The sequence below is a fragment of the Microbacterium sp. AR7-10 genome, from assembly GCF_001878835.1.
GTDB lineage: Bacteria > Actinomycetota > Actinomycetes > Actinomycetales > Microbacteriaceae > Microbacterium > Microbacterium commune.
Window position 1 is genome coordinate 31,233 of record NZ_MJIR01000060.1, and the last position, 25,465, is coordinate 56,697.

The following is a 25,465-nucleotide window of genomic DNA, read 5'->3' on the forward strand; positions in this document are numbered from 1 at the left end:
CTGTTCACACGGGAAATAGGGGTGTTCCTCATCGGCCCAGGCGCGCGGTCGATTCCTATGAGGCCGCTCCCCGGTGGTGACCCACCCAGACGCCAGTCGCGACGCAAGAAGCTTAGCGGATCGAGGCCTGGTGTCCCCCGCGCGCGGGCGCCCTCCGCGTCACATTCCCTCGCCGCGATACATTCGGTTCATCATCCTCTCGGGCCCCCCGCGCTTCGGGCGGCCGGGCACTCGACAGATTCCGGAGCAGACGATGCCCCTGACACAGGCGATCACCACCGACTTCCGCGGCTCGCGCGTGATCCACTCCGCGCGGATCGTGGACGGCGACGCCGGCATCGTCGAGGACGGCTGGGTGCGCTTCGAGCACGGACGGGTGGCAGCGCGCGGCACCGGCGACGACTGGGCGCCCGCCGATGAGGTGATCGACGCGACCGCGGTCGCGGGACCGGATGCCCTGCTCACCCCCGGCTTCATCGACATCCACGGTCACGGCGGAGCGGGTGTCGCATACGACGACGGCATCGAGGCCATCCGCCGCGGACGCGACATGCATCGCAGCCACGGCACGACGCGCGCGGTGATCTCGCTCGTCACGGCGACGGTCGACGAGCTGGCGGAGCAGGTCGCCTCGATCGCCGACCTCGTCGAGACCGACGCCGACATCCTCGGCAGCCACCTGGAGGGTCCCTTCCTCGATCCGGGGCACCAGGGCGCGCACGAACCGTCGCTGCTGCGGCATCCGCAGTCCGCCGACGTGTCGCGGCTGCTCGACGCCGGACGGGGGACCGTCAGACAGGTGACCATCGCCCCCGAGCTGCCCGGTGGACTCGACGCGGTGCGCCTGGTCGTCGCCGCCGGAGCGGCGGCGGCGGTCGGGCACACGGATGCCGATGCCGACATCGCACGTCGGGCGTTCGACGCCGGGGCGACGATCCTCACCCACGCGTTCAACGCGATGAACGGCATCCACCACCGCGCGCCGGGCCCCGTGCTGACCGCCGCGGCCGACCCCCGGGTCGTGCTCGAGGGCATCGCCGACAACTTCCACCTCTCCCCCGCCGTCATCAAGCTGCTCTTCGACATCGCGCCGGGTCGCGTCGCGCTGATCACGGATGCCATGGCCGCGGCCGGCAGCGCCGACGGGCACTACGACCTCGGGGCGGTGAAGGTGACGGTGAAGGACGGCATGGCTCGCACCGACGGCACCGGCTCCATCGCGGGGTCGACGCTCACCCAGGACGTGGCGCTCCGCCGGGCGGTGGAGGCGGGGGTTCCTCTGGGCGACGCCGTCCAGGCGCTCACCGCCACCCCCGCGCGGGCGATCGGCCGCGGTGACTCGCTGGGTGCGCTGCGGCCCGGCATGGTCGCGGATGCGGTGCTGCTCAGCGCCGGGTTCGAGGTGGCGCGCGTGTGGGTCGGAGACGCCGCACGCCGTTGAGCGGGCGGGCACCGACCGACGAGAATGGCGTCCCGCAGAGCGCCGAATAGACTGGGAGCATGTCCCAGAACACCGCCGCAGAACCGGGCGTCCAGCGTCCGACGATCACTCCGCTCGACATCGTCCGTGTTCTGGTGCTGATCGCCGCCCTCGCCTCGCTCGCGCTGTGGGGCTTCGGTGAATGGCCGATGCCGTGGAGCATCGTCGTCGGCATCGGGGCGCCGGTGGCGACGCTGCTGATCTGGGCTCTCTTCCTCTCCCCCCGCCCGGTGCTGCGCCTGCACCCGTTCCTGCGTGCGGTGGTCGAGGTGCTCATCTACGTCGGTGTCACCCTGGCATGGTGGTCGATGGGTCAGGCCTGGGCGGGGATCGCGTTCGCTGTCGTCGCCGTCACCTCCGGCGTCATCGCCGGACGACGAGCACTGGACTGATCCGTCGTGCAGCGGGCCCGAGCATGACCGTCCTCGAGCGTCTTGAGCGCGAGCTCGGCGACATCGTCGACACCGCCGCCGACGTGCTCGACGACGCCCGCGCGGATCGCAGCGGCCATCGCTCCTCGGGAGCGCCGATCGCCGTCGTGCACGCCCGCTCGGTCGACGACGTGCAGCGGGTGATGCGCATCGCGTCCGCCACGGGCACCCCCGTCGTGGTGCGGGGTGCGGGAACGGGTCTCGCGGGTGCCGCCAACGCGGGCCCGGGAGAGATCGTGCTGTCCACCGCGCGGATGAACCGGGTCCTCGAGGTGCGTCAAGACGACCTGCTCGCGGTCGTCGAGCCTGGCATCCTGAACGCCGAGCTGAACGCGCAGCTGGCCGCGCACGATCTGTGGTGGCCGCCGGACCCCGCCAGCCGCGAGATCTCGACGGTCGGCGGCAACATCGCCACCGGGGCCGGCGGACTGCTCTGCGCGAAGTACGGAGTCGTCCGCGATGCCGTGCTGGGCGTCGACATCGTGCTCGCCGACGGTCGGCTGCTGCGGCTCGGCCACCGCACCGTCAAGGGCGTCACGGGCCTCGATCTCACCTCGCTCGTGATCGGCTCGGAGGGCAGGCTCGGCGTCATCGTCGGCGCGACCCTCAAACTGCGCCGACTCGTGGAGGGGGCGGTGTGCACGATCACCGCGGCGTTCCCCACCGTGCGCGACGCCGCCGCGGGCTCGGCGGCCGTCACCGCCGCGGGTGTGCAGCCGTCGATCATGGAGCTGATGGATGCCGCTTCGCTCGCGGCCGTGCACGCGCTGCTGCTGCTGCCCGCCCCGGCGTCGGGCGCCGCTCAGCTGACCATCCAGACCGACGGCCCCGCGGCCCGCGCGGACGCCGAGCGCATCGCGAGCGTGCTTCGCGAGGCCGGCGGCTCGGTGGTGCTCACCGACGACCCGATCGAGGGCGAGCGCCTTCTCGCGGTGCGCCGCTCGATGCATCCGGCCATGGCGGCGCTCGGCACCACCCTGATCGAGGATGTCGCGGTGCCCCGCAGCGCGATGGCGGCGATGTTCGACGAGATCGCGGCCATCGAGCGCGAGTTCGGCGTGAGCATCCCGACCGTCGCGCATGCCGGCGACGGCAACCTGCATCCGAATTTCATCTTCGAGGGCGAGATCGTGCCGCCGCGCATCTGGGCTGCGGCCGACGAGCTGTTCCGCGCCGCGATCCGCCTCGGTGGCACGCTCACCGGCGAACACGGGGTCGGGATCCTGAAGAGCCGCTGGCTCGCCGAGGAGCTCGGCGACGACCAGTGGGAGATCCAGCGGCAGATCCTGCGCGTCTTCGACCCTCAGGGCATCCTCAACCCCGGCAAGGTGTTCGCGGATGCCTGACATCAGGGTCAGCGCCGCCGTGATCGTCGACGACCGCGGGCGCGCCCTCGTCGTGCGCAAGCGCGGCACCACGAGGTTCATGCAGCCGGGTGGCAAGCCCGAGCCGGGAGAGAGCGCCGCCGCCACCCTCATCCGCGAGCTGGACGAGGAGCTGTCGCTGCAGGTCGTCGAGGCCGATCTCACGCCGCTGGGCACGTTCGTCTCGGCAGCGGCGAACGAGCCCGATCATCGGGTGATCGCCGACGCGTTCGCGCTGCGCGCCCGGCCCGACGACGTGGTCGTGCAGGCCGAGCTCGCCGAGCTGCGCTGGCTCGAGCCCGGCGACTGGACGAGCGTGCCGCTCGCGCCGCTCAGCACGGAGCACCTGCTGCCGATCGCCTGGACCTGATCCAGGCGATCGGCGGAGGGCCCGGTCAGATGCCCTGCCAGGACGGCTTGTTGTCGTAGCTGTAGCGGTAGTAGTCGCGCAGGGCGAGCTTCGAGGCGGCGGCCTCGTCGAGCACGACCGTCACGTGCGGGTGCAGCTGCACGGCCGACGCGGGCAGGATCGCGCTCACCGGTCCCTCGAGAGCGGCGGCGACCGCATCCGCCTTCGACTCGCCGAACGCGAGCAGCACGAGGTGACGTGCGCGCAGGATGGTGCCGAGCCCCTGCGTGATGCAGTGACGCGGAACCTCGTCGAGCGAGTCGAAGAAGCGCGCGTTGTCCTCGCGGGTCTGCTCGGTGAGGGTCTTGAGACGCGTGGTGGACGCGAACGACGAGCCCGGTTCGTTGAAGCCGATGTGCCCGTCGGTGCCGATGCCCAGCAGCTGGATGTCGACGCCGCCCGCCTCGATGATGTCGCGCTCGTAGTCATCGCCGGCGTGGCGGATGGTCTCGAGGTCGCCGTTCGGAACGCGGATCAGATCGGGGTCGAGCCCGAGCGGTTCGATGACCTCGCGGGTGATCACCGACCGATAGCTCTCGGGATGTGCGGCGTCGAGTCCGACGTACTCATCGAGGGCGAAGCCGCGCACGTGCGACACATCGTGCCCGGCCAGCCGCTCACGAAGGGCCTGGTAGACCGGCAGCGGGGTGGACCCCGTGGCGAGTCCGAGCACCGGGTTCTTCACCTCGTCGATGAGACGGACGATCTCGTCCGCGACGAGCGCGCCGGCGGCGGCCTTGCTCTCGAGGATCACGACTTCAGCCATGAACGGGCATCTCCTTTTCGAAGGGGTCGATCTCGGCGAGCGCAGAGCTCAGCAGCGCAGCGCCGATCGCCGCGACCGGGAAATCGGCGGGCACCAGCTCGATTCTCTCATCGAGCCGCAGCGACGGAGGAAACGGCGTCTCGATGGCGGATCGCCGCAGCCCCGCCGATCACGAGACCCCCAGCTGCGCGGAGAGGACCATCACCGCGGCGCCCCTGAGCACGATGTCCTCCTGCCGGGTGAGGCGGATGACGACGTCGGCGAACACGCCGTCGAGCGTGCGCTCGTGCAGCGTGCGTGTCGCGGCGTCGACGAAGTCGCCCTCGAGCAGCTCGGGGGATCCCGCCAGCACCACCTGCGAGAGGTCGAGAGCCGCGACGATGGGCGCGAGAGCGATGCCCAGACGAGCGCCGGCGTGGGCGAGGACATCCGGACGACGCGAGGGGTCGGCGTCGATCGTGCTCTGCAGGTGCGGGGCACTGACCCAGGCCTCGAGGCAGCCGCGCCTCCCGCATGCGCACGGCGGGCCGTCGTCGGTGCCTGTCACGACGTGCCCGATCTCGCCGGCGGCGAAGCGTCCGCCGATCACCGCCCGTCCGCCGGCGATCAGCCCGGCACCGACGCCTCGCCCGATCCGGATGAGCATGAGGTCGGATCGAGCGCCGCCGAAGGTGTACTCGGCCAGGACGGCCGCGTTCGCGTCGTTGCGCACCAGCACCGGCAGGGCGAACTCGTCATGCAGGCGCTGCTCGAGGGGAAGGTCGCTCCAGTGGAGGTTCGGAGCGCTGAGCACGGTTCCGTCGGGACGGACGATGCCGGGACTTCCGACCCCGATGCCGAGCACCGGCCGGTCCGCGTCCGCGATCAGCTCGCGCACGAGCTCCGTCACTGCGGCGTAGGCCTGATCGGCGAGCACGTCGGCGGGTAGCGCGACGGTGCGACGGTGCAGGATCTCGCCGTCGAGATTGAGCACGGCGCCCTCGAAGCGGTCTGTGCCGGAGAGGTCGACGCCGATGATCTGGTGGCCGTCGCGATCGATGTCGATGACGATCGGCGGCTTGCCAGGGCCGGCCGCCTCGCGCACGCCGATCTCGCGGACGATGCCGTCGGCGATGCACTCCCCCACCAGGTCGGAGATGGTGACGCGGGTCAGGCCGGTCTCGCGGGAGAGATCCGCTCGGCTCATCTCACCGCGGTGGTACAGCGTCTGCAGCACGAGCGAGCGGTTGTGCGCCCGTGCCTGCTCGGGCAGCACCTTGCCCGTCGCCCGCAGCCCGCGACTGCCGCCGCCGCCGAACGAGCCGCTCAGGGCACCGGGCGCCACGGCGGGCGATCCGCGATCAAGGAAGGGAGACACATTTGTTAGTACACCTTCCGAACCGGCCCCGCGCAACACCCGCCCGTCGTCGTCGCATCGCTTTATCGAAACGTTACCCCCACCCGGGCCGCGCCCCGTCGACGTTGCCTCTCCGTTACCACACGTCCCGTACCATGAAAAGACATGTCACGAAGCATCTAGGGGGGTGAGTCCGTGACCGATCTGATCTCCGGACCCGGCACCGGCCAGTCGAACGCCGTCTCATCTGACACCGAGACGATGGCTCAGCCGCCGTCGACAGGCACTCCCCCCATGGAGTGGGCGCCGATGGAGCCTGCCCCCAAGAAGCGTCGGCTCGGACTGTGGATCGGGCTGGGTGCCGGTGCACTCGCTCTCGCCGCCGGTGCCGCATCGCTGATGCTCATCGCCCCCGGTACGACGGTCGCCGGTGTGCCGGTCGGCTTCATGACACCCGGCATGGCGGCAGAAGCCGTCAGCGCGCGCACGGCGTCGACCGAGGTGCAGCTGACGGACGCCGGTGATGGGGCGACCCTCGCCGGTGCCGACCTCGGTGCGAGCATCGATGCCGCCGCCCTGACCGATGAGGCTTTCGCCGAGCGCCCGATGTGGAATCTCGGCGCCTGGATGGGCGAGCCGATCACCGCCGACGTGACGCTCGACGCCGAGACCGCCGACAGCGCGCTGCGCGCCGCCGTCCCCTCCAGCTACACCCCGGCCACCGACGCGACGGTCGTGTTCGATGCGGCCGCGCAGGCCTACACCGCGACGCCGGCCGTGCCGGGCACGGGAGTGTCGGTCGACGGCCTGGCCGCCGCATTCACCGATGCGATCGCGGCGGGCGAGAGCTCGTTCGACTACTCCGCCGCTCCGGTCGAGGTGCCGCCGCTGATCACCGACAGCAAGGCCGCCACGACCGTCGAGCAGCTGAACGGGATGCTGGCACAGGCCGGCTTCTACGTCGGCGAGGAGCGCACGGTGCCCCTGGCGCCCGAGGTCGTCGCGTCGTGGCTCACGGTCGACGCCGTGGAGGGCGAGCTGACGATCTCGGCGGATCCCGCCAAGATCCAGCCGTCGGTCGACGCGCTCCCGGCCCAGGTGAACCGCGAGATCGTCAACGCGCGGAACATCGTCGACTCGGACGGCACGGTTCTCAAGGCGCTCACCGAGGGCAAGGAGGGTCGCGTGCTCGGCGACACCTCGACGACCGCCGGCGACTTCGCCGAGAAGCTGACGAGCGGCGACGCCACCTTCGCGCTTCCCGTGACCGCGACGCCCTTCGAGTCGACCAGCCTGTTCCGTCGCGTCGAGGTCGACCTCAGCGAGCAGCGCACGTACCTGTACGAGAACGAGAAGCTTGTGAAGTCGTGGTCGGTGTCGACCGGCACGAGCGCCACTCCCACCGACAAGGGCCGGTTCCGCGTGTACGCGCAGCTGCGCACCCAGGACATGCGCGGCTCGAACGCCGACGGCAGCAAGTACGTCACCGAGAACGTGCCCTACATCACGTACTTCAACGGCGATGAGGCCCTGCACGGCACCTACTGGCACAGCAACTTCGGCACGCCGATGAGCCACGGCTGCGTGAACATGAGCATCGATGCCGCCCGCTACGTGTGGGAGTTCGCGACGAAGGGCACCGAGGTCTGGGTGCACGACTGATCCCCCGGCGCCGATCGGCGCCGTGACGCAGAAGAGGCCGGATGCTGAGCATCCGGCCTCTTGCGTCCCTGCGTCAGAGCGCGTCGATCACGCCGTTCAGCGTCGCCGACGGACGCATCGCGGCATCCACCTTGGCCGTGTCCGGACGGTAGTAGCCGCCGATGTCGACCGGCTGCCCCTGCACGGCGTTCAGCTCGTCGACGATCTTCTGCTCGTTCGCGGCGAGCGTCTCCGCGATCGGTGCGAAGGCGGCGGCGAGGTCGGCGTCCTTCGTCTGCTTCGCCAGCTCCTGCGCCCAGTACAGGCCGAGGTAGAAGTGGCTGCCGCGGTTGTCGATCGTGCCGAGCGCGCGACCCGGCGAGCGGTCCTCCTCGAGGAAGGTGCCGGTCGCGGCATCCAGCGTCTCCGCGAGGATCCGCGCCTTCTCGTTGCCCGTCCGGTCGGCGAAGTGCTCGAGCGACGCGGCCAGGGCGAAGAACTCGCCCAGCGAGTCCCAGCGCAGGTAGTTCTCGCCGACCAGCTGCTGCACGTGCTTCGGCGCCGAGCCGCCCGCACCGGTCTCGAACAGACCGCCGCCGGCCAGCAGCGGAACGATGCTGAGCATCTTGGCGCTGGTGCCGACCTCGAGGATCGGGAACAGGTCGGTCAGGTAGTCGCGCAGCACGTTGCCCGTCACCGAGATGGTGTCGAGGCCGTGCCGCATGCGCGCGAGCGTGTACCGCGTCGCCTCCTCGGGGGCGAGGATCGTGATCGTCAGGCCCTTGGTGTCGAGCGTGGCGAGGCCCTGGTGCACCTTGGCGATGATCTGCGCGTCGTGCGAGCGGTTCGCGTCGAGCCAGAACACCGCCGGAGCGCCGGTCGCGCGGGCCCGCGTCACGGCGAGCTTGACCCAGTCCATGACCGGGATGTGCTTGGTCTGGGTCGCACGCCAGATGTCGCCGGCACGGACGGTGTGCTCGATGAGCACGGTGCCCTCGCTGTCGAGCACCTGCACGATGCCGTCCGACGCGATCTCGAACGTCTTGTCGTGGCTGCCGTACTCCTCGGCGGCCTGGGCCATGAGTCCGACGTTCGGCACGGTGCCGATCGTCGCGGGGTCCAGCGGGCCGTTGGCGATGACATCGTCGATGACGGCCTGATAGACGCCCGCGTACGAGGAGTCGGGGATGACCGCGATGGTGTCGGCTTCGCCGCCGTCCTTACCCCACAGCTTGCCGCCGTTGCGCACCAGCGCCGGCATCGAGGCGTCGACGATCACGTCGCTGGGCACGTGCAGGTTGGTGATGCCCTTGTCGGAGTTGACGTACGACAGGCGCGGACCGTTCTCGATCGCGCGCTCGAACGCCGCGGCGATCTCCTCGCCGCCGGCGATGCCCGACAGGCCGGAGAGGATCGAGCCGAGACCGTCGTTGGCGCTGAGGCCGGACGCGGCGAGCTGGTCGCCGTACTGCGCGAAGACGTCGCGGAAGAAGGCCTTCACGACGTGGCCGAAGATGATCGGGTCGCTGACCTTCATCATGGTCGCCTTGAGGTGCACCGAGTAGAGCACGTCGTCGGCCTTGGCCTGCTCGAGCGTCTCGGCGAGGAAGGCGTCGAGCTCGGCGGCCGACAGGAACGTGGCGTCGATGATCTCGCGCGGCAGGACCTTCAGGCCCTCCTTCAGCACGGTGACGGTGCCGTCGGCGGCGACGTGCTGGAAGCTCAGCACGTCGTCGTGGGCGGCCACCCACGACCGCTCGTTGCTCTTGAAGTCGTCGTGGCCCATGGTGACCACGCGGGTCTTGGAGCCCTCGGCGAACGGCTTGTTGCGGTGCGGGTGCTTCTTGGCGTAGTTCTTCACCGCGAGCGGGGCGCGGCGGTCGCTGTTGCCCTCGCGCAGCACGGGGTTCACCGCCGAGCCCTTGATCTTGTCGTAGCGAGCGCGGACGTCCTTCTCCTCGAGCGACTGCGGCTCGTCGGGGTAGTCCGGCACGTCGAAGCCCTGCCCCTGCAGCTCGGCGATGGCCGCCTTGAGCTGCGGGATGGATGCCGAGATGTTCGGCAGCTTGATGATGTTCGCCTCGGGCAGCGTGGCCAGGCCGCCGAGCTCGGCGAGCGCGTCGCCGACCTGCTGCTCGGGGGTGAGCTTCTGGGGGAAGGCGGCGAGGATGCGACCCGCCAGCGAGATGTCGCGGGTCTCCACCTCGATGCCCGCCTGACCGGTGTAGGCCTTGATGATGGGCAGGAACGAAGCGGTGGCCAGGGCCGGCGCCTCGTCTGTGTAGGTGTAGATGATGGCGTCGTCGGTCACCGGGGATCTCCGTTCGCGAGGGCAGATTTATCTCGATACCAAGATACCCGAGTCTTCTGCGCCTGCCCGGGTCGCGCCCGCTCGATCCGATCTGCCACGGATCGCGGGTGACGCGCTAGCCTGGGGGCATGTCGGAACTGCGCGTGGAAGAACTCTCCGCTGCGACGATCGTCGCCGTGAACAATCTGTCGCTGCGTCCGGGCCAGGAGCAGTTCCTCGCTCCGGTGTCGTACGGCATCGCCGCGACGGTCGTGAACCCTCAGACGTCGTGGCAGCGTGTTGTGCTCGACGGCGATGAGGTGGTCGGGTTCGTCAGCGCGAGCTTCGACGCCGACACCCCCGAGGAGCACTTCCGCAGCGTGCTCTGGCGGATCAACGTCGACGCCGACGACCAGCGCCGCGGCGTCGGCAGCTTCGCCGTGCAGGCGCTCATCGAGGAGGCCCGCGCCCGCGGTGTCGACCACGTGAACGTGATCTACGAGGCCGGCGAGGACGGGCCCGAGGCCTTCTTCCGCCGTGTCGGGTTCCAGCCCGTCGGCGAGACCGAGTACTCCGAGGTCATCGCGCAGATCCGCGTCGACGGCTGACGGGCACGGCTCAGGGCCTACGGCGCTTCCTCATCGTCCAGGCGATGACCGAGTCCGACGTGCGGATGACGAGAGTACGCGCTGCGTCCCACAGGGCATCCGGCAGCTCGGCGTCCACCCGCTCGCCGCGGGCGGCGCGCTCGGCGATGTCGAAGGCGCGCTCCAGATCCTCGACCGCTGCTCGGTACATGCTGAACTCCTCGGGACTGTTCCGCGAATCGGGGCTCAGCCTGGCGTCGCGCGCTCGGCGCAGCGCGACCAGGAACGCCGCCGTCGCGGGCTGACGTCCGTCGCTCATCTGCGGGAAGGCGATCGCTCGAGCGGGATCCGTCTCGTACTCCATCCAGCGCGCGAGCAGAGCGTCGTGGCGGCCGCGCAGCCGCTCGAGTGGCGACGTGCCGCCGGTCGACATCGACGACCGCTCGGTCGAGACCCGCACCCGGCTGGCCTTGACGCGCGCGGCGGCGGCACGCGCCGCCAGCTGGGCGTCGCGCAGCGCACGACGAGCGGATGCCACGGCCGAGGCATCCACTCGTGCTGCAGCTCGGTCGGCGGTCACTCTCGCGAGATCCGCCCTGGCGATGCGAGCGGCGTCCGCCGCCGCCCTGGCCTCGACCTGGGCCTGGCGCAGCTCGAGTCGCGCCGCGTCGTAGCCGAGCCGTCTGCCGTTCACCGTCCCCCGCCTTCGCACGATCGCGTACCCGCTCGCTCCCACTCCGGCGACGGCCGGGGCGACCCACCACAGCTCGGTGGCCAGCAGAAGGATCGGGTCCACCCCTTTAACCTAATCTCAGACCGGTGTCCGCGGCCACGCCCGCCGATCTGATCTCAGACGAGGGTCTCCTGCCACGCGGCGTGCAGCTGGGCGAACTTCCCCGTGCCGCCGATCAGCGCTGCGGGGGTGTCGTCCTCGATGATCCGGCCGTGCTCCATCACCAGCACCCGGTCGGCGATCGCGACCGTCGACAGACGGTGCGCGATGATGATCGCCGTGCGGTCGGCGAGCAGCGTCTGCAGCGCCTCCTGGATCAGTCGCTCGGACGGGATGTCGAGCGACGCGGTCGCCTCGTCGAGGATCAGCACCGCGGGGTCGGCCAGGAAGGCTCGGGCGAACGAGATCAGCTGCCGCTGTCCGGCCGAGACGCGACCTCCGCGCTTGTTGACGTCGGTGCCGTAGCCGTCGGGCAGCGACGAGATGAACTCGTCGGCGCCGACGGCACGCGCCGCGGCGCGGATCTCGTCGAGCGTCGCGTCGGGCCTGCCGAGCGCGATGTTGTCGGCGACCGTGCCGCTGAACAGATAGGCCTCCTGCGTCACCATCACGATCGCGCGGCGCAGATCCTTCGGGTGCAGCATCCTCAGGTCGATGCCGTCGAGCGTCACCCGCCCGGCGGTCGGGTCGTAGAAGCGCGAGACGAGCTTGGCGAGGGTGGACTTGCCCGCACCGGTCGTGCCCACGAGCGCGATCGTCTGGCCCGCGGGGATGTCGAGTGAGAAGTCCGGCAGGATCGTCTTGTCGTCGTTGTAGGCGAAGGTGACGTCGTCGAAGCGGATCGCGCCGCGTGACTCCCACAGGTCCACCGGCTTCTCCGGATCAGGCACGGTCGGCTGCTCCTCGAGCACGCCGGAGACCTTCTCCAGCGCCGCGGTGGCCGACTGGTAGGAGTTCAGGAACATCGCGATCTCCTGCATGGGCGCGAAGAAGTTGCGCACGTACAGCACCGTCGCGAGCAGCACCCCGACGCCCAGCGCGCCGTCGGCGACACGCAGACCGCCCCACAGCACCACGGCGGCGAGGGTGAGCGCGGCGATGCCCATCAGCCCCGGCTCGAACGTGCCGAACAGCACCATGGAGCGTCGGTTGACGTCGCGGTAGTCGCCGGCGACGGCGCGGAAGGAGGCGTCGTTGCGCGGCTCCTTGCGGAACGACTTGACGGCGCGGATGCCGGTCATGGTCTCGACGAACTGCACGATCACCTTGGCGCTGATCACTCGGGACTCGCGGTAGACGGCCTGCGAGCGCGTGTAGAACCAGCGCATGAGCACGATCAGCGGGATGCCCGCGAGCAGCAGGATCGCCCCGGACTGCCAGTCCGCGATCACCAGCGCGATGAACGTGAACAGCCCGAACAGCAGGCCGGAGACGAGGTTGTTCAGACCGCCGTCGAGCAGCTCGCGGATGGAGTCCAGGTCGCTCGTCTGACGCGAGATGATGCGCCCGGAGGTGTACGACTCGTGGAACTCCAGGCTCAGGCGCTGGGTGTGCAGGAAGATCCGCTTGCGCAGATCCAGCAGCACCGCCTGCGTGATGCGGGCGGCGAGCACGACGTACAGCCCGATCAGCGCCGAGGCCAGGATCCCGGCGACGAGGTAGACGATCGTGACGGTGACCGCCGGCATCCAGTCGGCCGTCTGCAGCAGCTGCGGCAGAGCACGATCCAGCGCGATGCCGATGAGGATGGGACCTGCCACCTGCAGCGCGGTCGAGACGACGAGCACGAGCGCGGCGAGGACGATGCGCAGCCGCAGCGGCGCGATGAGCGAGCCGAGCAGCCGCAGCGATCGCTGCCGGATCGCACGGCTCTCGCTCCTGGTGTAGTCGGAGCGGTCTTCGCCCCGGGTGCCTGCGATGCTCACGCCTGCACCTCCTCTTCGTCTGCTGATGCCACGATGTCGATCGCGCCGGTGCGCGCCGCCTCCTCGGCCTCGAGGCTCGAGATGACGTGGCGGTAGTGCGAGCTGGTGCGCAGCAGCTCGGAGTGCGTGCCCACGGCGGTGATGCGCCCTCTCTCGAGCAGCGCGACGCGGTCGGCGAGCGCGACGGTCGACGGGCGGTGCGCGACGATCAGCGCGGTCGTCTCGGCGAGCACGTGACGCAGCGCCTCCTCGACGAGCGCCTCGGTGTCAACGTCGAGGGCGGAGAGCGGGTCGTCGAGCACGAGCACCTTCGGGGCTGCGGCGACGGCGCGGGCGAGCGCCAGGCGCTGACGCTGCCCACCCGACAGGCTCAGCCCCTCTTCGCCGATGACCGTCTCGACGCCGTTGGGCAGCGTGTCGACGAATCCGGCCTGGGCGACATCGAGCGCCTCGCGCAGCACCCGCTCCGCCTCGTCGCCGTGGATGTCGAGATCGGCCCGGCCCAGCAGCACGTTCTCCCGCACGGATGCCGAGAACAGCGTCGCGTCCTCGAACGCCATCGCCACGTGCCGGCGCAGCTCGGACAGCTCGAGGTCGCGCACGTCGACGCCGTCGAGTGTCACCCGGCCACCGGTGACGTCGTACAGGCGCGCCGGCAGCGTGGTGAGCGTCGTCTTGCCCGAGCCGGTGAGACCGACGAGGGCCATGGTCTCCCCCGGGCGCAGCACGAGGTCGATCCCGTCGAGCAGGTCGCGCTCGTGCGCGCCGGCGTCCTGATACCGGAAGTGAGCGCCCTCGAAGGCCAGCTCGCCACGGGGCTCGGCGAGCCGCACCGGCTGCGCGGGGTCGGTGATGGTGTTCGTCTCCTGGTAGATCTCGAACACGCGGTCGGTCGCGGTGCGCGCGTCGAGCATGAACGAGAACAGGAAGCCGATCGATTCGATCGGCCAGCGCAGCACGGCGGCCATCGCGAAGAACGCGAACAGCTGCGGCACGTCGATCTGCCCCTGCACGATCAGCCAGATGCCCGCGATCAGGCTGAGCCCGAACGCGATCTGCGGCATGAGGTCGAGCCAGAACCAGATCTCGGCGACCGCGCGCCCCTTGCGCAGCTCGGTCTCGCGCAGCGTCTCGGCCTGGCGACTGAACCGCACGAGCGCGTGCTTGCCGCGCCCGAAGGCCTTGAGCACGCGGATGCCGTGCACGCTCTCCTCGACGCTGGTGGCCAGGTCGCCGGCCTGATCCTGACTGCGCCGGGCGAGCGCGCCGTAGCGCTTCTCGAACAGGTAGCCCTGAATCCACATGGGCACCCCGGTGACGAGGAAGATCGCGCCGAGCAGCCAGTGCCAGCGGAACAGCAGCACGGCGCCGATCGCGATGGTGAGGATGTTGACCACGAGCAGGATCAGGCCGAACGCCAGCCACCGCCGGATGATGTTGATGTCCTGCATCATGCGGCTGAGCAGCTGCCCCGACTGCCAGCGGTCGTGGAAGGCGACGGGAAGTCCCTGCAGTCGCGAGTACAGCTGCGAGCGCATCTGGTACTCCACCTCGGTGGCGGGGGTCAGCACGAACCAGCGGCGCAGCCACACCATCACCGCCTCGCCCAGAGAGAGGGCCAGCACGCCGAACGCGCCGGCGATGACGAATCCGACGGAGTCGTCGGCGCCGCCGCCGAGATCGAAGTTCTTCACGACCTGCTCGAGCACGATCGGGATCATCAGGGCGATCACCGCGGCGGCGAGCGCGCTGAGCGCACCCCCGATCAGGCGGCCGAGGATCGGCTGCACGAAGGGCTTCAGCCGCCAGAGCGCGGCGAATGTGGACAGGGACGACGAAGACGAGCTGACAGACATGACTCTCGGTTGCGTGGCGAGTGGGTGCCGAAGGTGAGGCGGATGCCGTGGCATCCGCTGCGTCGCCCGGTCGACGCGACAGCCTTCGAGCCTATTGCCGACGCTGTCCGACGCGCAAGGCAGACGCGTCGATCAGATCTCGCCGCGCTCGCGGGCGAGCAGGCTCCGCTTCACCGGGAGCCCCCATGCGAAGCCCCCCAGCGACCCGTCCGCGCGCAGCACGCGGTGACACGGCACGAACAGGGCGGGGGCGTTCCGCGCGCAGATCGACGCGGCCGCGCGCACCGCCTGCGGGCTGCCGAGCTCGGCCGCGAACTCGCGGTAGCTGAGCGGGCGTCCCGGTTCGATGCGCCGCAGGGCCTCCCATCCGGCGGACTGCATCGTCGTACCGCGCTGGCGCACGATCACGGCGTCGATGGCGTGCAGGTCGCCCGCGTAGAACGCGCGCGCCGCGTGTGCGGCATCCGTCTCCCCCTCGTCGACCGCGGTCGGGCGCAGCGCGGGATGCACCCGCGCGATGATCGCCGCGTGGTCGTCGGTCCAGCCGGAGGCGAGCACCCGCTGCGCCTCGTCGACGAGGATCGTCAGGGCGCCGTCGGCTGTCGGTATCGTCTGCACGAGCGCGGTCATGGCTTCTCCTTCGGGGCTGAGCGTGCGGAGCGGCGCGGCGGCCGGGCGGGTACCGCCCGCCACAGGTGCGCGGCGAGGTAGCTGCGCCAGGGCGCCGTGCGCGCGGCCCAGGCCGTGAGGGACGCCGGATCTCCGGGGAGCCCTGAGGCCACGGCACCCGCGCGCACGGCCACGTCACCGGGCAGGAAGACGTCGGGGTCGCCGATCACGCGCATCCGCACGTAGTCCGCCGTCCACGGCCCGATGCCCGGCATCGCCAGCAGGGCGGCCCGCTGCGCTGCGGCGTCATCGCCGACCGTGAGGGTCAGCGGCCCGTCGGCGAGCGCCGCGGCAGCGCCGGTGATGGCGCGGATGCGCGCCGCAGGCCCGCGCAGCACCTCGGCACCGTGCTCGGCGATGGCGTCCATCGTCGGGAAGAGCAGCCCGCCGGTGGGAGTGCGCTCGCCCAGCTGCTCGGCCAGCGCGGCGAGAGCGGTGCGCGCTGCGGCGACGGTGATCTGCTGTCCCACCATGGCGCGGATGAGCATCTCGTGCGGATCCGCCGTGCCCGGCACCCGGATGCCGGGGACGGCGGCCACGAGCGGCGCCAGCTCGGGGTGCTCCGAGAGCGCGTCGTCGACCGCCTGCGGGTCGGCGTCGAGGTCGAACAGCCGGCGGGCGGTCGCGACGAGGGGTGCGAGGTCGGCGAGCCTGGTGACCGTCGCACGCAGCCGCAGCTGTCCCTCCGGCGTCTGCCGGATCTCGAGGTGCGCGGGGCCGCCCGGCATCCGCAGGTGACGACCGAACGAGGTCGCCGTGGCGGTCTCCACCCCGGGCAGAGCGCGCGCCGCCATCCAGACGAACAGGCCCGAGGCGTCGATGGGCGCGCGGTGCGGCAGCAGCAGGTCTATGGCGCCCGGCGTCTCGGCGCCGTCCGCCGCAGCGTGTGAGCCGCGGGCGGCTGCACGGCGCGTCGCGCGCAGCTCTCCGGGGGTCATCTCGAAGACCTCTCGGATCGTGTCGTTGCACTGCCGGATGCTCGAGAATCCCGCGGAGAACGCGACCTCCGAGATGGGCATGTCGGTGCCGACGAGCAGCATGCGCGCGGTGTGCGCGCGGTGCGCCCTGGCGAGGGCGAGCGGGCCGGCGCCGAGCTCGGCGGTCAGCATCCGCGTCAGATGCCGGGGCGAGTAGCCGAGCCGGCGGGCGAGCCCTGGCACCCCCTCCTGCTCGACGACTCCCGCGGTGATCAGACGCATCGCGCGCCCGGCCGCGTCTCCGCGCAGATCCCACGCCGGCGAACCCGGCGCGGCTTCGGGCAGGCAGCGCTTGCAGGCGCGGTACCCGGCCTCGTGCGCCGCTGCGCTCGTGGAGTAGAAGGTGACGTTCTCGGGCTTCGGGGTGCGGGCGGGGCAGCTCGGGCGGCAGTAGATGCGCGTCGAGCGCACCGCCGTGACGAACTGCCCGTCGAAGCGCGTGTCCCGCGCGGCGATCGCACGGTAGCGCCGGTCGTGCTCTGCGGTGCTGCCCATGTCTTCATGCTGTCACGCCCGCGCGCCCTCGGCTGGCGGAAATCGGACATCGCAGTCATGCGATCAGGTCACGACGTTTCGACTCGATCGGCTCCGCCGAACTCGCTCAACGATCGGGTTGCGCCCTCGCGCAGCTCGGCCGCTGTGAGGCCACTTCTTCCACTGACCGGTCGCTTCGCTCCCGGTCAGTGGAAGAAGTGACGCTCTCCGGTGAAGAACATCGTCACGCCGGCCTTGCGGGCGGCATCCACCACCTCTTCGTCGCGCACCGAGCCGCCGGGCTGCACGATCGCCGTGACGCCGGCGTCGATGAGCACCTGCGCGCCGTCGGCGAAGGGGAAGAACGCATCGGATGCGGCCACCGAGCCGGCGGCCCGGTCTCCGGCCCGCTCGACGGCCAGGCGGCACGAGTCGACCCGGTTGACCTGCCCCATGCCCACGCCCACGGTCGCGTTGTCCTTCGCCAGCACGATCGCGTTCGACTTCACCGCACGGCAGGCCTTCCACGCGAAGATGAGGTTCTCCATCTCGACGTCGTCGGGCCGCTCGCCCGAGACGAGCTCCCAGTTCGTCGCCACCGAGACGATGTCGTCGGGGAACCGATCGGCATCCTGCAGCAGCAGACCGCCCGAGACCAGACGCACGTCCATCCGCTCCTGCCTCCAGTCGGCGGGCAGCTGCAGCAGACGCAGGTTCTTCTTCGCCTTGAACACCTCGAGCGCGGCCGGCTCGAACGCCGGGGCGACGATGACCTCGGTGAAGATGTCCTTCAGGTTCTCCGCCATCTTCAGGGTCACGGTGCCGTTGGCCGCGATCACTCCGCCGTAAGCCGAGACCGGGTCGCACTCGTGTGCGCGCAGGTGCGCGCTGGCGATAGGGTCGAGGGCGTTGCGCGCGGTCGTCGCGATGCCGCACGGGTTGGCGTGCTTGATGATCGCCACGGCCGGCTGCACCATGTCGTACGCGGCGCGCAGCGCGGCGTCGGCGTCGACGTAGTTGTTGTACGACATCTCCTTGCCCTGCAGCTGGGTCGCCTGCGCGATGCCGTGGCCGCCGGCGCGGGTGTAGATCGCGCCGCGCTGGTGCGAATTCTCGCCGTAGCGCAGCGTGGCCAGGCGCTCGGCCTTCACCGTGAGGTGCGCCGGCAGGTCTCCGCTCTCGGCGAGGGTGCGCTCCGAGAACCACTGCGCGACGGCCGAGTCGTAGTTGGCGGTGTGCGCGAAGGCGCGTGCGGCGAGCTCGCGACGGTGGCTGAGGGTGGTGCCGCCCTCGGCGATCGCCTCGATGATGGCGGGGTACGACTCGGGTGACACGACGATCGCGACGTTGGCGTGGTTCTTCGCCGCGGCGCGCACCATGGCGGGTCCGCCGATGTCGATCTGCTCGACGATGGCGTCGGGGTGTGCTCCTGATGCCACGGTCTCGACGAAGGGGTAGAGGTTGACCACGACGAGCTCGAACGGCTCGATGCCGAAGTCCTCGAGCTGACGCTCGTGCTCTTCGAGGCGCAGGTCGGCGAGCAGCCCGCCGTGCACCTTCGGGTGCAGCGTCTTGACGCGGCCGTCGAGCATCTCGGCGACCCCGGTGACCGATGCCACATCCGTGACCTGGTGACCCGCGTCGCGGATGGTCTGCGCCGTGGAGCCGGTCGAGACGATCTCGATGCCCGCCTCGGTCAGCGCCTCGGCGAGCTCGATCAGGCCGGACTTGTCGCTCACCGACACCAGGGCGCGCTTCACCCGCACCAGGTCGCGGTCGCGGTACAGCGAGGGGTCGAGGCTGGGGCCGGCCATGGGGGTGCTCCTTCGTTCGGGGGAGGTCGTGCGGGTCAGCGGGAGAGGGTCAGGTCGCCCGTGGCGATGCGCTGCACGGCATCGATCAGCAGGCGACGCTCGACGGGCTTGATGCGGTCGTGCAGGGTGGCTTCGGTGTCGCCGGGCAGCACGGGCACGCGCTCCTGGGCGAGGATCGGTCCGCTGTCGATGCCGTCGTCGATCACGATGATGCTCGCTCCGGTCTCGGCGACGCCGGCGGCGAGCGCATCGCGCACGCCGTGCGCGCCGGGGAACTCGGGCAGGTACGCGGGATGCGTGTTGATGATGTTCGGCGCGTAGCGCTCGACGACCGCCGGCGGCAGCAGGCGCATCAGCCCGCTGAGCACGATGAGGTCCGGCTGCCAGGCGTCCAGCTGGGCGGCCAGCTCCCGCCCCCACTCCTCGCGACTCGCGTAGGCGGTGTACGGCACGGTGAAGGTGGGGATGCCGAACTCCTCGGCATGCGCGAGCCCTTCCGCGTCCCGGTCGGCGCCGACGGCGATCACCCTGGCCGGGAAATCGGGGTGACTCGCCGCCTCCAGAAGGGCTCGAAGGTTCGAGCCGGTACCGGAGATCAGAACAGCGAGCGTCAGCACCCGGTCAGTCTACCGGGGTGGTGAGCCCCGCCATCTCCGTGTTCCAGCGGTCGATGCGCTCTTCGGCGAGCTCGTCGCGGTGCCGCGGTGCGAGCAGCAGGATGCCGGCGCCGATGAGCACCTCGATGCCGATCGCGAGCGCGAGCGCTCCGGGCGCGGGTCCGGCCTGCGCGAGTCGGCCCGGGCCGATCGAGCCGGACGCCAGTGCCGCCGCGATCGCGGCGACGCCGGCGGTCAGGCCGGCCATCGCGACCGCGATCGCCGCTCGCGGGCCGTGCCCGCCCGCGGTGTTCTCCCAGACCAGCCTCGAGCGCACCATCCAGCCGGCCACCGCGCCGCAGGCGATCGGCACGAGCACGCTCACCAGCATCCAGATCGACGAGTTCTCGGGCACCAGCCCGAGAACCGGGATGCCCGGGACGACACCCAGCTCGGTGCCGGCGGGCGACACCGAGGTGCCCGCGCCGAGGGCGAAGCCCGGGGCGGCGAGCCAGCTCGCCGCCCACACGATCAGGGTCGGCAGGTAGGCCAGGTGCCCGAGGGTGAGCATGGCGGCACCGAGGGCGTCGACGTGCGCCGCCTCGAACAGCGCCACCACCTCTCCGCCGCGCAGCAGGGTCATGACGGCGATGCCCACGGCCGATGCGCCCGTGAGCGCGACCGTGGCGACGGCAGCGCCCCGGACGGCCTCGCCGGGCACCGCGGCCCAGTCGCCCCAGGCGTCGACGACGTCACGCAGCCGATCGATGAGCCCGTCGTCGCCCTCCGCCCACGCGTGGCGCAGCGCGCCGGCCAGCGCACCGACCGCGTAGACCGCGGCGGGGATGACGATCGCGGCCCACAGCGGCGCGCGCAGCACGTCAGAGCGGCAGGTCACCGCGACGGCGACCGAGAGGGCGGTGAACCCCGCCACTCCCCCGATGACACCGGAGACCCACCGGCCGGCCACGGCGGCACGACGGCCCGACCGCGCCGCGAAGAGCAGGGTGAACAGCAGCAGCGCCAGCGGCGGCACCGAGAGGGCGAATCGGGCCGCGTCCTTCGGGATCGCGAGGGCGGAGACCACGGCATCCGGAAGCACCACCTCGAGAGGGACCCCGTGCCCGAACTGCCAGAGCGTGCCGCTCACCGGCCAGAGCGAACCCCAGTCGGCGGCGAGTCCGAACGCCAGCACCCAGAGCAGGGTGAAGGGCGCGAGCACGACGGCGAGCCCGACAGCGGCCGCGATGGCGGCGTCGAGGGCGGCGAGGAGCGCGACGATGAGGCGTTGCATGACGGATCGAGCCTACGTCGTGCATCCGCCCGGTCTGCTGCGGCCACGCGCGGTGCGGCGAACCCGGTAGATTCTCTTCGGAGGTCCACCCGATGACTGATGCCCCTGTGCGCCCTGACGCCGAACCGCGTAATGCGATCGACCGTTTCTTCGAGATCACCCGACGAGGCTCGAGCTTCGCCGCCGAGATCCGCGGAGGTGTGGTCACGTTCGTGACGATGGCGTACATCGTCATCCTGAACCCCATCATCCTCTCCAGCGGAACCGACATCGACGGCGCCCAGCTGGACTTCGTGCAGCTGAGCGCGGTGACCGGCCTCACCGCGGCCGTCATGACGATCCTGTTCGGTCTGGTCGCGCGCCTGCCGTTCGGATTCGCGGCCGGTCTCGGCATCAACGCGTTCCTCGCGTTCTCCGTCGTCGGCGAGGTCACCTGGCCCGAGGCGATGGGCCTGGTGGTCATCAACGGCCTGATCATCGTGCTGCTCAGCGCGACCGGACTGCGCCGCATGATCTTCGACGCCGTCCCCATGCAGCTGAAGATCGCCATCACCGTCGGCATCGGCCTGTTCATCGCGTTCATCGGCTTCGTCAACGCCGGCTTCGTGACGGCCGCCGCCTCGCCGCCGGTCGCCCTCGGCGTGGGCGGCTCGGTCGCCACCGTGCCCACACTTCTGTTCGTGATCACCCTGCTGCTCACCGGCGTGCTGGTGGCGCGCCGGGTCAAGGGCGGCATCCTCATCGGACTCGTCACGGGGACGGTGCTGGCCGTCATCGTCGAGGCGATCTGGCACATCGGCGCCAAGGGCGACGACAACCCCGGCGGCTGGGGCCTGTCGGTGCCGGCGCTGCCCGCGCAGCTCGTCAGCCTTCCCGACCTGTCGCTCGTCGGCGAGTTCGACCTGTTCGGCGGCTTCGGTCGCATCGGCGCGCTGGCCGCCCTGATGCTCGTCTTCACCCTCGTCTTCACGAACTTCTTCGACGCCATGGGCACCATGACCGGCCTCGCGAAGGAGGCGGAGATCGCCGACGAGCGCGGCAACTTCCCGCGTCTGAAGTCGGCGCTGATCGTCGAGGGCGTCGGCGCTGTGGTCGGCGGCGCCACCTCGTCCTCGTCGAACACGGTGTTCGTCGAGTCGGGCGCCGGCATCAGCGAAGGCGCCCGCACCGGCTTCGCGAACCTCGTCACCGGCGGGCTCTTCCTCATCGCGATGTTCTTCACCCCGCTGGTCTCGATCGTGCCCACCGAGGTGGCCGCCGCCGCGCTGGTGATCGTCGGAGCGCTCATGATGAGCCAGATCCGTTTCATCGACCTGACCGACTTCTCCGCACTGTTCGGTGTCTTCCTCACCGTGTCGGTGATGCCGATGACGTACTCGATCGCCAACGGCATCGGCGCCGGCTTCATCGGCTGGGTCGCCGCACGCGCGTTCTCGGGCAAGGCGAAGGAGATCAGCCCGCTGCTGTGGATCGTGGCTGCCGGTTTCGTGATCTACTTCGCCCGCGGACCGGTGGAGATGCTTCTCAGCTGAGCGGGCGTCTCGCGGTCGCGGGTATGACGAAGGCCCCGGGGTGGAGCCCGGGGCCTTCGTGTACGAGTCTACCGCCTCGGCGGCACGTTGACGTTCCGCGCAGCAGCAGCGGGAGCCTCGAGGAGCGCATGCCTCGATCCTGCCACGCCCGTGGCGTCGCTCCTGCACCCGGAGACGCCGATGGCCCCGGGAGCGGATCCCGGGGCCATCGTGCGCAGGTGGACGCGTCGCGGTCAGAGCGCCTCGACGATGGCGCGCATCAGGTCGGCCGCCTCAGAAGGCGTCTTGCCCACCTTGACGCCGGCGGCCTCGAGGGCCTCCTTCTTGGCCTGTGCGGTTCCGGCCGAGCCCGAGACGATGGCGCCGGCGTGGCCCATGGTCTTGCCCTCGGGCGCGGTGAAGCCGGCGACGTAGCCGACGACGGGCTTGGTGACGTTGGCCTTGATGTAGTCGGCCGCGCGCTCCTCGGCGTCGCCGCCGATCTCGCCGATCATGACGATGGCCTTGGTCTCGGGGTCGGCCTCGAACGCGGCGAGCGCGTCGATGTGCGTGGTGCCGATGACCGGGTCGCCGCCGATGCCGATGGCTGTCGAGAAGCCCAGGTCGCGCAGCTCGAACATCATCTGGTAGGTCAGCGTGCCCGACTTCGACACGAGACCGATCGGGCCCTTGCCGGTGATGTTCGCCGGGGTGATGCCGACCAGCGCCTCGTCAGGGGTGATGATGCCGGGGCAGTTCGGACCGATGATGCGGGTCTTGTTGCCCTTCTCGGTCGCGTACGCCCACGCCTCGGCGCTGTCGCCCACGGGCACGCCCTCGGTGATGACGACGAGCAGCGGGATCTCGGCGTCGATGGCCTCGACCATGGCGTCCTTGGTGAACGCGCCGGGCACGAAGGCGATCGAGACGTCAGCCCCGGTCTTCTCCATCGCCTCGGCGACCGAGCCGAAGACGGGGAGCTCAACGGCGTTGCCGTCCTTGTCGGTGTGCGCGACGGTCGTGCCGGCCTTGCGGGCGTTCACGCCGCCGACGATGTTGGTGCCCGCCTTGAGCATGAGGGCGGTGTGCTTGGTGCCCTCGCCGCCGGTGATGCCCTGGACGATGACCTTGGAGTCCTTGTTGATGAAGATCGACATGTCTGTGATTCCTTCCGGCGCGTCAGGCGTTCGCCAGCTCGGCGGCCTTGTCGGCACCCTCGTCCATGGTGGCGGCGAGGGTGACCAGCGGGTGGTTGGCTGCGGCGAGGATCTCGCGACCCTCTTCGACCTGGTTGCCGTCGAGGCGCACGACGAGAGGCTTGGTCGCCGCATCGCCGAGGATCTCGAGGGCCTTCACGATGCCCTCGGCGACGGCGACGCAGGAGGTGATGCCGCCGAAGACGTTCACGAACACGCTCTTGACCTGCTCGTCGCCGAGGATGACGTCGAGTCCGGCCGCCATGACCGTGGCGGACGCACCGCCGCCGATGTCGAGGAAGTTCGCCGGCTTCACGCCGCCGTGCTTCTCGCCGGCGTAGGCGACGACGTCGAGGGTCGACATGACCAGACCCGCGCCGTTGCCGATGATGCCGACCTGTCCGTCGAGCTTGACGTAGTTGAGGCCGGATGCCTTGGCCTTCGCCTCGAGGGGGTTCTCGGCGTCCTTGTCGGCGAGAGCCTCGTGCTCGGGGTGACGGATCTCGGACGCGTTGTCGTCGAGGGTCACCTTGCCGTCGAGGGCGATGATCTCGCCGTCTTCGGTGCGCACCAGCGGGTTGACCTCGACGAGCGTGGCGTCTTCGCCCTTGTACACGTCGTAGAGCTTGACGAACACGTCGGCGACCTTCTCGACGAGCTCTTCGGGGAAGTTCGCCGCCTGGGCGATCTCGACGGCCTTGGCCTTGTCGATGCCGGTCAGCGGGTTGACCTCGACGCGCGCGAGGGCCTCGGGCTTCTCGACGGCGAGCTGCTCGATCTCCATGCCGCCCTCGACGCTGCACAGCGACAGGTACGAGCGGTTGGCGCGGTCGAGCAGCACCGAGAAGTAGAACTCCTCCGCGATGCGCGCGCCCTGCGCGACCATGACGCGCTTGACGACGTGGCCCTTGATGTCGAGGCCGAGGATCGCCTTCGCGGCCTCGTACGCCTCGTCGGGGGTCTTGGCGACCTTGACACCGCCGGCCTTGCCGCGCCCACCGGTCTTGACCTGAGCCTTGACGACCACGACACCGCCGATCTTCTCGGCGGCCGCCCTCACCTCCTCGGGGGTGTCGGCGACGATGCCGGCGAGGACCGGCACTCCGTACTTCTCGAAAACGTCTCGTGCCTGGTACTCGTACAGATCCACTGTGGTTCCTTCACTGGGCTGCTGTCTGGTCTGGTGATTCTCTCGATGTCGAGACATCGACCAGTCCCCCAGCCTACTACCGCCGTCTGAGCGCGCCGTCGCCGTCCCGCGACGTCGACGGACGCCGGGGGGCGCCGCGGTCTAGGCTTTCGCCATGCACGAATCCGCAGATCTGAGCACCGGTGTCGTCGCCGCGGCCCTCGAACTCTTCAGCGCCCAGGGGTTCGATCAGACGTCCGTCGAGCAGATCGCGAAGGCCGCGGGCGTCTCGCGGTCGACCTTCTTCCGCCAGTTCGGCGGCAAGGAGGATGTCGTGTTCATCGATCACGAGGCCCTGCTCGACGAGCTGCGGCAGTTCCTCGCCGAGCCGCACGACGACCCGTGGGCGGCGGTGTGCGAGGCATCGGAGCGCGTCTTCGCGCACTTCGCGCGAGACCCCGAGCTCGCCCGCCGACGCTACGAGGTCGTCCGCGAGGTGCCCGTGCTGCGCGACCGCGAGATCGTCACGGTGTTCCGGTATGAGCGGCTGTTCGACGAATACCTGCGCGCCTCCCTGCCCGGGATCGCGCCGATCGACGCGGTCGGGTTCTCTGCCCTGATCACCGCCGTGCACAATCACGTGCTGCGCCAGCTGCTGCGCGGCGGCCGCGTGCCGCTGAGCGTTCTGCGGGAGGCGCTCGACGACGTGCGTCGCCGCTACGGTGTGCTTCCCGAGGCGATCACGCCGTCGGATGACGATGTCGTCGTCGCCGTGTTCCCGCGGTCGATGCCGATCGCCGAGATCTCACGTCGCGTGCAGGCTCAGCTGTCCTGAGCGGCCGCCGACGTCACTCGTCGCAGCCGCACCGTCCCGAAGCGTTCTTCACCATGAAGCACACGTCGCACACGCCGTAATCGCGCTCGGCGAGGTTGGTGGCCTTCGGCGCGCGGGGCTCCCGACGAACTCTAGGGGGGAGTTCTCGGTGG

21 protein-coding genes and 1 riboswitch are annotated in these 25,465 nt (G+C 70.5%); of the genes, 8 read left to right on the forward strand and 13 right to left on the reverse strand.

All coding sequences use genetic code 11. The features are described from left to right. Positions 1-27 precede the first annotated feature (27 nt). Positions 28-110: riboswitch (ZMP/ZTP riboswitch) on the reverse strand. A gap of 143 nt (positions 111-253) precedes the next feature. The 4 genes from BFN01_RS08385 to BFN01_RS08400 are packed head-to-tail and all read left to right on the forward strand — an operon-like array spanning position 254 to position 3,645. Beyond that, the gene (locus tag BFN01_RS08385) at positions 254-1,441 is read left to right on the forward strand and encodes an N-acetylglucosamine-6-phosphate deacetylase (protein ID WP_071643522.1); all 1,188 of its coding nucleotides are present in this window, start codon (positions 254-256) and stop codon (positions 1,439-1,441) included. Positions 1,442-1,500: 59 nt separating this feature from the next. Further along, positions 1,501-1,872, forward strand: coding sequence for a YrdB family protein (locus BFN01_RS08390; RefSeq protein WP_071643523.1), 372 nt, complete (start codon positions 1,501-1,503; stop codon positions 1,870-1,872). 23 nt (positions 1,873-1,895) lie between these two features. Then, positions 1,896-3,257, forward strand: coding sequence for an FAD-binding oxidoreductase (locus tag BFN01_RS08395; RefSeq protein WP_071643524.1), 1,362 nt, complete (start codon positions 1,896-1,898; stop codon positions 3,255-3,257). Continuing rightward, a complete protein-coding gene (locus tag BFN01_RS08400; protein ID WP_071643525.1) occupies positions 3,250-3,645 on the forward strand; it encodes an NUDIX domain-containing protein in 396 nt (131 codons plus the stop codon). Before BFN01_RS08395 ends, BFN01_RS08400 begins: the two co-directional genes overlap by 8 nt. A 25-nt stretch (positions 3,646-3,670) precedes the next feature. Here BFN01_RS08400 and nagB read toward each other — a convergent pair whose 3' ends face one another. Together nagB and BFN01_RS08410 are read right to left on the reverse strand one after the other, a co-directional pair. Beyond that, positions 3,671-4,450 (reverse strand): glucosamine-6-phosphate deaminase, encoded by a 780-nt coding sequence (gene nagB, locus BFN01_RS08405; protein WP_071643526.1) that lies wholly within the window; start codon positions 4,448-4,450, stop codon positions 3,671-3,673. Positions 4,451-4,619: 169 nt separating this feature from the next. Further along, entirely contained in the window at positions 4,620-5,774 is a 1,155-nt protein-coding gene (locus BFN01_RS08410) for an ROK family transcriptional regulator (RefSeq protein ID WP_256221086.1), read from the reverse strand. A gap of 207 nt (positions 5,775-5,981) precedes the next feature. Between BFN01_RS08410 and BFN01_RS08415 the strand changes: the two genes are divergently transcribed. Further along, the gene (locus BFN01_RS08415; protein ID WP_256221087.1) at positions 5,982-7,448 is read left to right on the forward strand and encodes a L,D-transpeptidase family protein; all 1,467 of its coding nucleotides are present in this window, start codon (positions 5,982-5,984) and stop codon (positions 7,446-7,448) included. A gap of 73 nt (positions 7,449-7,521) precedes the next feature. Here the strand turns inward: BFN01_RS08415 and BFN01_RS08420 are convergent, their stop codons facing one another. Then, positions 7,522-9,738, reverse strand: coding sequence for an NADP-dependent isocitrate dehydrogenase (locus BFN01_RS08420; protein ID WP_071643527.1), 2,217 nt, complete (start codon positions 9,736-9,738; stop codon positions 7,522-7,524). 128 nt (positions 9,739-9,866) lie between these two features. On the opposite strand from BFN01_RS08420, the gene BFN01_RS08425 reads away from it, so the two are divergent. Next, entirely contained in the window at positions 9,867-10,325 is a 459-nt protein-coding gene (locus BFN01_RS08425; protein ID WP_071643528.1) for a GNAT family N-acetyltransferase, read from the forward strand. A gap of 10 nt (positions 10,326-10,335) precedes the next feature. On the opposite strand, the gene BFN01_RS08430 is transcribed toward BFN01_RS08425, so the two are convergent. The 8 genes from BFN01_RS08430 to BFN01_RS08465 all read right to left on the reverse strand — a co-directional run bounded on the left by BFN01_RS08430 (position 10,336) and on the right by BFN01_RS08465 (position 20,642). Beyond that, positions 10,336-11,100, reverse strand: coding sequence for a hypothetical protein (locus tag BFN01_RS08430; protein ID WP_071643529.1), 765 nt, complete (start codon positions 11,098-11,100; stop codon positions 10,336-10,338). A gap of 53 nt (positions 11,101-11,153) precedes the next feature. After that, on the reverse strand, positions 11,154-12,962 hold the full coding sequence (locus BFN01_RS08435; protein ID WP_071643530.1) for an ABC transporter ATP-binding protein: 1,809 nt from the start codon (positions 12,960-12,962) through the stop codon (positions 11,154-11,156). Continuing rightward, positions 12,959-14,818: an ABC transporter ATP-binding protein gene (locus BFN01_RS08440; RefSeq protein ID WP_071643531.1), complete on the reverse strand. Its 1,860-nt coding sequence runs from the start codon at positions 14,816-14,818 to the stop codon at positions 12,959-12,961. Before BFN01_RS08440 ends, BFN01_RS08435 begins: the two co-directional genes overlap by 4 nt. A 132-nt stretch (positions 14,819-14,950) precedes the next feature. After that, positions 14,951-15,448: a methylated-DNA--[protein]-cysteine S-methyltransferase gene (locus BFN01_RS08445; RefSeq protein ID WP_071643532.1), complete on the reverse strand. Its 498-nt coding sequence runs from the start codon at positions 15,446-15,448 to the stop codon at positions 14,951-14,953. Next, the gene (locus tag BFN01_RS08450) at positions 15,445-16,959 is read right to left on the reverse strand and encodes a DNA-3-methyladenine glycosylase 2 family protein (protein WP_071643533.1); all 1,515 of its coding nucleotides are present in this window, start codon (positions 16,957-16,959) and stop codon (positions 15,445-15,447) included. Before BFN01_RS08450 ends, BFN01_RS08445 begins: the two co-directional genes overlap by 4 nt. A gap of 185 nt (positions 16,960-17,144) precedes the next feature. Beyond that, a complete protein-coding gene (purH, locus tag BFN01_RS08455) occupies positions 17,145-18,752 on the reverse strand; it encodes a bifunctional phosphoribosylaminoimidazolecarboxamide formyltransferase/IMP cyclohydrolase (RefSeq protein WP_071643534.1) in 1,608 nt (535 codons plus the stop codon). 35 nt (positions 18,753-18,787) lie between these two features. Continuing rightward, the gene (purN, locus tag BFN01_RS08460; RefSeq protein ID WP_071643535.1) at positions 18,788-19,369 is read right to left on the reverse strand and encodes a phosphoribosylglycinamide formyltransferase; all 582 of its coding nucleotides are present in this window, start codon (positions 19,367-19,369) and stop codon (positions 18,788-18,790) included. A gap of 4 nt (positions 19,370-19,373) precedes the next feature. Next, entirely contained in the window at positions 19,374-20,642 is a 1,269-nt protein-coding gene (locus tag BFN01_RS08465; RefSeq protein WP_071643536.1) for a DUF6350 family protein, read from the reverse strand. A gap of 92 nt (positions 20,643-20,734) precedes the next feature. Here BFN01_RS08465 and BFN01_RS08470 point away from each other — a divergent pair, with 92 nt between their 5' ends. Then, positions 20,735-22,174 carry an NCS2 family permease gene (locus BFN01_RS08470; protein ID WP_071643537.1) on the forward strand — a complete coding sequence of 480 codons (1,440 nt, stop codon included), beginning with the start codon at positions 20,735-20,737 and terminating at the stop codon, positions 22,172-22,174. Positions 22,175-22,407: 233 nt separating this feature from the next. On the opposite strand, the gene sucD is transcribed toward BFN01_RS08470, so the two are convergent. Both sucD and sucC read right to left on the reverse strand, forming a co-directional pair. Beyond that, entirely contained in the window at positions 22,408-23,310 is a 903-nt protein-coding gene (gene sucD / locus BFN01_RS08475) for a succinate--CoA ligase subunit alpha (protein WP_071643538.1), read from the reverse strand. Positions 23,311-23,332: 22 nt separating this feature from the next. Next, on the reverse strand, positions 23,333-24,499 hold the full coding sequence (gene sucC, locus BFN01_RS08480; RefSeq protein ID WP_071643539.1) for an ADP-forming succinate--CoA ligase subunit beta: 1,167 nt from the start codon (positions 24,497-24,499) through the stop codon (positions 23,333-23,335). Positions 24,500-24,653: 154 nt separating this feature from the next. Here sucC and BFN01_RS08485 point away from each other — a divergent pair, with 154 nt between their 5' ends. Then, positions 24,654-25,313, forward strand: coding sequence for a TetR family transcriptional regulator (locus tag BFN01_RS08485; RefSeq protein WP_071643540.1), 660 nt, complete (start codon positions 24,654-24,656; stop codon positions 25,311-25,313). Positions 25,314-25,465 lie beyond the last annotated feature (152 nt).